The 6,763-nt window shown below is 66.9% G+C and carries 7 protein-coding genes and 2 pseudogenes; 2 read left to right on the top strand and 7 right to left on the bottom strand.

The annotated features are described in order from the left end of the window. From ACFV9J_RS38540 to ACFV9J_RS38520, 5 genes are all read right to left on the bottom strand, one after another. Window positions 1-554 (bottom strand): Clp protease N-terminal domain-containing protein (locus ACFV9J_RS38540; protein ID WP_385362570.1); only part of this gene is annotated, 554 nt, incomplete at its 3' end. Window positions 555-871: 317 nt separating this feature from the next. Beyond that, the gene (locus tag ACFV9J_RS38535; protein WP_385362569.1) at window positions 872-2,095 is read right to left on the bottom strand and encodes a PucR family transcriptional regulator; all 1,224 of its coding nucleotides are present in this window, start codon (window positions 2,093-2,095) and stop codon (window positions 872-874) included. A 34-nt stretch (window positions 2,096-2,129) separates the two neighbouring features. Then, window positions 2,130-2,762, bottom strand: a complete 633-nt coding sequence (locus tag ACFV9J_RS38530; RefSeq protein WP_385362567.1) for a DUF1345 domain-containing protein — start codon at window positions 2,760-2,762, stop codon at window positions 2,130-2,132. 57 nt (window positions 2,763-2,819) lie between these two features. After that, the gene (locus ACFV9J_RS38525) at window positions 2,820-3,287 is read right to left on the bottom strand and encodes a hypothetical protein (protein ID WP_385362565.1); all 468 of its coding nucleotides are present in this window, start codon (window positions 3,285-3,287) and stop codon (window positions 2,820-2,822) included. A 45-nt stretch (window positions 3,288-3,332) separates the two neighbouring features. Then, window positions 3,333-3,869, bottom strand: a complete 537-nt coding sequence (locus ACFV9J_RS38520; RefSeq protein WP_385362575.1) for a DoxX family protein — start codon at window positions 3,867-3,869, stop codon at window positions 3,333-3,335. Between the two features lie 173 nt (window positions 3,870-4,042). Here ACFV9J_RS38520 and ACFV9J_RS38515 point away from each other — a divergent pair, with 173 nt between their 5' ends. Then, window positions 4,043-4,426 carry a DUF488 domain-containing protein gene (locus ACFV9J_RS38515; RefSeq protein ID WP_385362563.1) on the top strand — a complete coding sequence of 128 codons (384 nt, stop codon included), beginning with the start codon at window positions 4,043-4,045 and terminating at the stop codon, window positions 4,424-4,426. Window positions 4,427-4,454: 28 nt separating this feature from the next. On the opposite strand, the pseudogene ACFV9J_RS38510 reads toward ACFV9J_RS38515, so the two are convergent. Continuing rightward, a pseudogene (locus ACFV9J_RS38510) lies at window positions 4,455-5,157 on the bottom strand (transposase family protein). Between the two features lie 48 nt (window positions 5,158-5,205). On the opposite strand from ACFV9J_RS38510, the pseudogene ACFV9J_RS38505 reads away from it, so the two are divergent. Further along, window positions 5,206-5,945 (top strand): annotated as a pseudogene (locus ACFV9J_RS38505) (IS5 family transposase). Here ACFV9J_RS38505 and ACFV9J_RS38500 read toward each other — a convergent pair. After that, window positions 5,910-6,638: a hypothetical protein gene (locus tag ACFV9J_RS38500; protein ID WP_385362561.1), complete on the bottom strand. Its 729-nt coding sequence runs from the start codon at window positions 6,636-6,638 to the stop codon at window positions 5,910-5,912. The pseudogene ACFV9J_RS38505 and the gene ACFV9J_RS38500 sit on opposite strands and share 36 nt — an antisense overlap. Window positions 6,639-6,763: the final 125 nt, after the last annotated feature.

Here is a 6,763-nt window from a genome sequence, read left to right as displayed (position 1 = left end):
TCGCCCGCTGTCCCGCCCGAACGGGCGGCCTGCTCGGTGAGCCCCTCCAGCTTGCCGATGTCCTGCCCCTGAGCGCCCAGCAGCCGGGCCGCGCCCGTGTCGCCGTCCGCCAGCAGGGCGCCCAGGATGTGCTCGGGGCCGATGTAGGAGACGCCGGAGGCCCGCGAGCGGGCGTAGGCGGTGGCGAGGGTGCGCTTGGCGGCCGGGGTGAGGCCCGGCTCGGCGGACGGCTCGCCCGCCTCGCGGGGCAGGACCTCGGCGATCCGGGAGGCGAGCGCGTCGGGGTCGGCGCCCGCCCGGGCGAGCAGTCCCCGCGCGGGCTCGACCTTCGTGGCCGCCCACAACAGGTGCTCCGTGTCCAGGTCGGACGTCCCGTCCTCCAGCGACCGCCGTGCCGCCAGGTTGAGGAGCTCCTGCGAGGACTCGGTCAGCAGCCGTCCGATCGGCACCCGCTGCACCGCCGGGGGCGAGGAGGCGGGCGACGTTCCGAAGAAACGGTTGAACAGCTCACTGAACGGATCGGACGCACCGAATCCGAACGACGACATCGACATGGCAACTCCAGGTGCCAGATGGCTTTCCTCCAGCCAAGCGCGATGGATGCACTGCTGCAAGCGGGCCATGCCACGGTGGAGCTGCAGGAATTCTCACCACACCATTTCTGGTTCCCGTAACAGGGGAAGTTGTAGATCCCCCCAAGGCGCCGGACCGCCGCTCCGCGTAAAGCGATCAGTGCCACTGTCCGTCGCGTCCTCGAAGAAGAACCGGGCGGCCTGCACGACCGTGGCCACGGTGGCGCCGTCCTGCCCAATGTCGACCAGCCGCTGCGCGGAACTCCAATCAATCGAACTGGCGTGTGGTCGCGGAGGTGTCAAGTCAGTTCGCCGGGGTTGAGGCGGACCACTTCGGCCGCGGTGGTCAGCTCGGCCAGAGCTCGGGGATCGGTGAGTGAGCGGCCCGTGAGTTCACGGACCCGGTTCAGGCGATAGCGCACCGTGTTCGGGTGGCAGTGCAAGGCTCGGGCAGCAGGCTCCGCTGATCCGCCGTGGTCCAGGTACGCGTGGAGTGTCTCCAGCAGCGCGTTACGGTCCTCCGGCGGCAGCCGAAGCACGCCGCCCAGGACGTCGAGGGCCAGACGGCGTCCCTCGTCACGGTCGTAGGCCAGCAGAGCTGCGAGCGGGCTGTCGCTGAAGGCGCGTACTCCCGCTTCACCAGGAGGAATTTCGGCGAGTGCACACCGGGCCAGGTGCAAGGCGCGTGGTGTCTCCGCGAGAGAGCGGTACGACGGGCTGATACCGGTGCGCGCGGTGGCACTGGACCGCAGCACATTCAGGACAGCACCTCGCTGCTTGTCGCGCAGGGCGATCACACCAGCTTGCCGGACGGGAGTCAGCTGCCATGCCGACACGACGCCGACGTCGGCCAGGCAGCGTTCTACGCCGATCAAGCTCTCCCTGGCCAGCGCGGCTGTCTCCGCAGCCACCACCATCAGATCCGTGTCAAGCGGCAGACCGAGGAACCTGCCCACCTCCCAAGAGCCGGAATCATGTGCGATTTGGCCGGTGAGCAAGGCCTCTACCAGGGCCGAGCGCCGTCGCTGTTGTGCGGTCAGCAACTCCGCCATAGCGGTGCGGTAAGCCTCAGTGAGTGCGAGGGCGTGCTCGTCGGACAGGCGCCACAGAGTGCTCGATGCATCGACCAGAGCGTCCAGGCTCTCTGTACGGCTCGTGCGCGCATGGTTGAGCAGCATGTCCCAGAGCATGGCGCACGCGATGCGGTAGCAGCGCAGCACTTCGGGAAGCGGCGCCCTTTGATGAGCGCGCTGTCGGCCTGTCTCGGAGGGTGCAGACAGATCCGGCATGTGCTCAGGGTCCGCGAGGCCGCGGACGACAAAACGCAGATTGCGCCCGACGGAGCGATGCAGGTCCTTATACGGAACGACGCTGTTGTCCTGGTACAGGTCAATGCGCTCACGCGTAACCGCGCACACGTCATCGATCAGAGCAGGCAACTGCTCCTCCGCCCACGCGATGAGCTCAGCGAGCCCATCGGCTCCCCCGCGCTTCTGGCCCCGCCCGACGGTTCCATCGGCCATCGGTCCCCCCGTCTGTACACCCCGTCCGGTGTGGTCAACCAGTAACGAGCCCGGCAACGAGGTTGATGGCAGTTGCCAGGATGCTAGTGCCGAAGACGTAGGACAGCAGGCAATGACGGAGCACGATCGTGCGGATGCCCGTACTCGAGACGTTGGTGTCGGAGACCTGATAGGTCATGCCGAGGTTGTAGCTGAAGTACAGGAAGTCCCGGTACGACGGTGGATCGTTGGAATTGAAGTCGATTCCGCCTCGTGCCGCGTAGTAGACGAAGGCGTAGCGGGTGGCGTACATCAGGTGCACCGTGGCCCAGGCCATGAACACGCCGCAGAGGGCGACAGCCGCGGCGGCGCGTCCTGCGTCGGACGTACCGAGCAGCAGCAGGAGCACGATGGCGACCAGTCCGCAGAGGGCGACCGCGACCACGACGAGTTCGTCCGTGTGTGGCCGGAAGTCCTCCCGCCGGGCATTGCGGTGCGTGGCGGACGCGTCCATCGACCACAGCACGATCCATCCGGCCAGAGTGAAGGTGAGCTCCGTCGCTGCGATCCCGGCCAGGGCCCCCAGCACCACGCCGGTTCCCAGTCCCACCGCGACACCTACTACGGCTCCGACGGCGAGGGAGCCGGACAGCCGTGGCACGGCGTCCACGGGCAACCAGGTCGTCATGACACCACGGTAGGGGCGTTTGACCGGTTCGTCCTGGTGAGTGTGCCTGCCTGGGTATCAGCGCTGTTTCTGTGATGCCGTGACGACGCCGTAGACGACCAGGCCGTAGACCAGGTGCGGCACGACGTCCGAAGCCCATTCGCCGGTGCTCCAGGTCCCCGGGTCACTGACCCCGAGACGGGCCATGGGGATATCTGCGCATGCCATCGCTGACGCTCCGGTGATCGCGGCACCCAACCACAAGGGCGCGCGCACCCCGACTCCGTGGAGCAGCGACACCGCGACGCCGACACTGGTTCCCGTGGCGATGCCCGCCAGTGCCGCCAGCGCGGAGAGCCGATTCTCGCGTCCCGTCATCTCCGGCACGGGGTGCCCGAGCCGTGTGGTGAGTCTGTCCACCACGGCTGAGGGGGCGCTACTGGCGGCCCGTCGCCGAACCGCCATGTCGGCGTAGCCGACAGCGTTGAGTGCGGTGGTACCGGCAGCACCTGCCGCGCAACCCCACACGATTCTTCGGAGGATCATGCCGGCCTGAGTTCCCAGGACTGCGGCCAGCAACCGTCGAGTCACTCAGGTCTCGTTGCCCGAGTCTCCCTCGGAGTCACGCGACCGAGCTCCTCGTGCCGCCACAGCCAGACCTGCCAGGACAGCACCGGTGGCGAGTGCGGCGGGGGCCATCCATGCTCGGTCCAAGCGGTATGCGCAGACGTGGTCCAGGGAAACGCGTCCCGGTCCGGTCAAGGCAAGACTGGCAGCAGCCACACCGTAAATCGTGTTGAGCTCGTAGCCGCCGGCGTACCCGAAGAAGCCGTGGGATGTGTGCACCGCGGCGGCACCGGTCATGCCGGCGGCTACTGCGGCCCCGCCAGCGGGTGTGGCCAATCCGAGACCGATCAAAGCTCCGCCTCCAGCCTCCGCGAGTCCGGCTGCGATGGCGCTCAACCTGCCGGGCTCATAACCATGCTGTTCCATGAACTTCGTCGAGCCTTTGAGACCGGAACCACCGAACCAACCAAAGAGCTTCTGGGTGCCGTGGGCGATCAGCGGTCCGCTCACTCCGAGGCGGAGAAGAAGCAGGCCGGTGTCGCGACGAGTTGTACACGTCACAGCGATACGCCTCTCATGGGTCGTGGCCTTGTCCACCCCATCCACCATGGCACCGACCAGCTCTCTGCGCCGTCCGGCAGGTGGCTCGGCCGGACGGGACAAGTCCATGAGCAGGGGAGACACTGGAGCCACGACCACAGCGGACACCCGAACCACCCTTGGGAGGGTTCGTCATGGCGGAACAGGTCAGGTACCGCAGAATCTACGAAGGCCCCTCACCGCAGGACGGCAAGCGAGTATTGGTCGACCGATTGTGGCCACGAGGCGTAAGCAAAGAGGAGGCCGATCTGGACGAGTGGTTGAAGAACATCGCGCCGTCCACCGACCTGCGGCACTGGTATCACCACGACCGAATACGCTTCGACGAGTTCCGACGCCGCTACATCGATGAGCTGCACGACACGGAGCACGAGGCCCCCGTGCAGAACCTGCGGGCTATGGCAGCCCAGGACAAGGTCACGCTTCTGACCGCGACCAGGGACGCGGACCACAGCGAGGCCGCTGTTCTCGCCGAGTGGCTGAACGACACGGAGAACCGAGGGTCGTCCCCTACATGATCTTTAGCTCGGGTGGTGCTTAGAGGTCCTAACAAAAGCGTTGGACGTGGCGGTGGGTGATCAGGCAGACGGCGAGGCCGAGGAATGCTTCGTGGATGGCGTGATGAACGCCCTCGTCCTGGGGGCGGCAGTCGCGGAGGATCTTCCACGTCTTCATGCGTGCGAAGGCGTGCTCGACGCGGGCGCGGACCTTGTGGTGGGAGGCGTTGTGCTCCTCTTTCCAGTTCGGTAGTTCGGCCTGGTCGCGTTCCCGGCGGTGAGGGATGACCCGGCCGGTGCCGCGGTAGCCGCCGTCAGCGATCGCGGTTGTCCTGCCGACGGCGACGACGCACCGGGTGTCGGCGTCGATGACGACCTGATGGTTGGTGGAGTACCGGTAGTTCTTCGAACGCTCGGTGATGCTGTGGTCGCGGGTGGGAGCCAAGGTGCCGTCCACGATCAACACGGCATCCTTGCGGAACGGCCGGCGCTGACGCAGAGCGAGGGCGGGCCCGAGGTGGTCGATGATGCGGGTCGGCGGCCGACTTCGAGATCCCGAACAGCAGCGCGAGCTGTCGCAGCGTCATGTTGGTCCGTCAGTAAGCGATGACCAGCAGCACGCGGTCCTCCAGCGGCAGACCGCATGGCCGTCCGCTGCGTCCCGGGACCGCGCCCTCCTTGCGCAGAGCGGTGATGAGCGTGTCGAACTGCTGCGGGCTCAGCCCGGTGAACGGGCTTACTGGCTCTAACAAAAGCTGCTGATCATGAGACTGTCGGCCTCTCTGCTCGTATGTCTGGGCATGGGAAATCGTCAGTCGCGGCCGTGGGTCGTGTCGGATGAACTGTGGTCGCTGATCGAGCCGTTGCTGCCGAAGCCGGGTCCGAAGAAGGCCGAGGGCAGACCACGGGTGCCGGACCGCCAGGCGCTGTGCGGGATCCTGTTCGTCCTGCACACCGGCATCCAGTGGGAGTACCTGCCCCAGGAACCAGCTTCTGCTGACCGAGCTGCGGTCGAAGAACGAGCTGGACTGGGAACGGGCGGTGATCGACTCCTCGCACGTGCGGGCCGCCCGACGGGGCCCAACAGCGGGCCCAGCCCGGTCGACCGCGCACGTTCGGGCAGCAAGCACCACCTCATCGTCGACGGGCAGGGCATCCCGCTCTCGGCGTCGCTGACCGATGGAAACCGCAACGACGTCACCCAACTCGAGCCACTGCTCGACAAGGTTCCAGCCGTCGCGGGCCAGGTCGGCAGACCCCGCCGACGCCCCGACGACTGCTGGCCGACCGCGGCTACGACCACGACAAATACCGCCGCCTGCTCTGGCAGCGGGGCATCCGCCCCGTGATCGCGAAACGGGGCGAGCCACACGGCACCGGCCTGGGCACCTTCCGCTACGTCGTCGAGCGAACGGTCGCCTGGCTCCACGGCTTCCGCCGCCCACGCATCCGCTGGGAACGACGCGACGACATCCACGAGGCCTTCCTCGGCCTCTCCGTCTGTCTAATCACCCACCGCCACGTCCAACGCCTTTGTTAGGAACTCTAAGCGCCCCGACCGGTGGTGGTCCAGGAGAACCGGGCCACCACCGCACCCATTCCGCAACTTCTGATGGCCGGAGTTACCAATAGTCGCAGCCAGGGCGGTGGCCTGGCCCAGGCGGTGGGCGGCCCAGCAGGCGGGGTCGTGCATGCCGCAGTCCAGCATGATCTCGTCCACCTCGGTGCAGCTGACCCAGGTTCCGTCGGGTTGTTTGATGGCGCGGTGTCGACGGTGCACGATGTCGGTCACCGTTGACCAGTCGATGGGCGGGACCTGCTCACCGACAGGCACCGGGTAGGAGTTGGTGTCGCCGAACAGCCAGCAGGCGGCATGTTTTCTGTGGCCGACGGGGTGGTGCCGCTGGCGAGAGGAGGCAAAGACGCTCTCGCGTATGAACAGGGCGGTCGGATTAGCACGCTGCCCTACTGAGGAGCGGAAGCCTCTCATACCGAGGGTCTGCTGCGCGGCAGTGAAGCGGCGCTGTGCCGCGCCCTTCTCGGCCAAGGGGGCGTCGGGTCGAGTTTGGGAGTACTTGAGTTCCAGCATGGCCAGCCAGTCAGCCTGTTGCGGTTTCAATACCTCCTCGTAGTCCTGGCGCCACCGTGTCGGCAGGACGCCTGGTTGGTCCTCCGGTCCGCCGTCATGCTGCGGAGTCCACAGCATGAGCCGGATGCGGTCCTGTGCGCTCACTGTCTACCTCCGTCAGGGCGGAATGGGATTCGTGAAGTAGGGGCGGCTGGAGTCATCGGCGGTATTGGTGAGCTGACGGCGCCGCTTGGGACGGTGGATCAGTTCTTTGCCGGCCGTGATGTCTC

Source organism: Streptomyces sp. NPDC059906 (genome assembly GCF_042730645.1).
In the GTDB taxonomy this organism is placed as follows: Bacteria; Actinomycetota; Actinomycetes; order Streptomycetales; family Streptomycetaceae; genus Streptomyces; species Streptomyces rubrogriseus.
The sequence above is the reverse complement of the archived record's forward strand: the minus strand, read 5'-3'. Positions and strand labels throughout refer to the sequence as shown.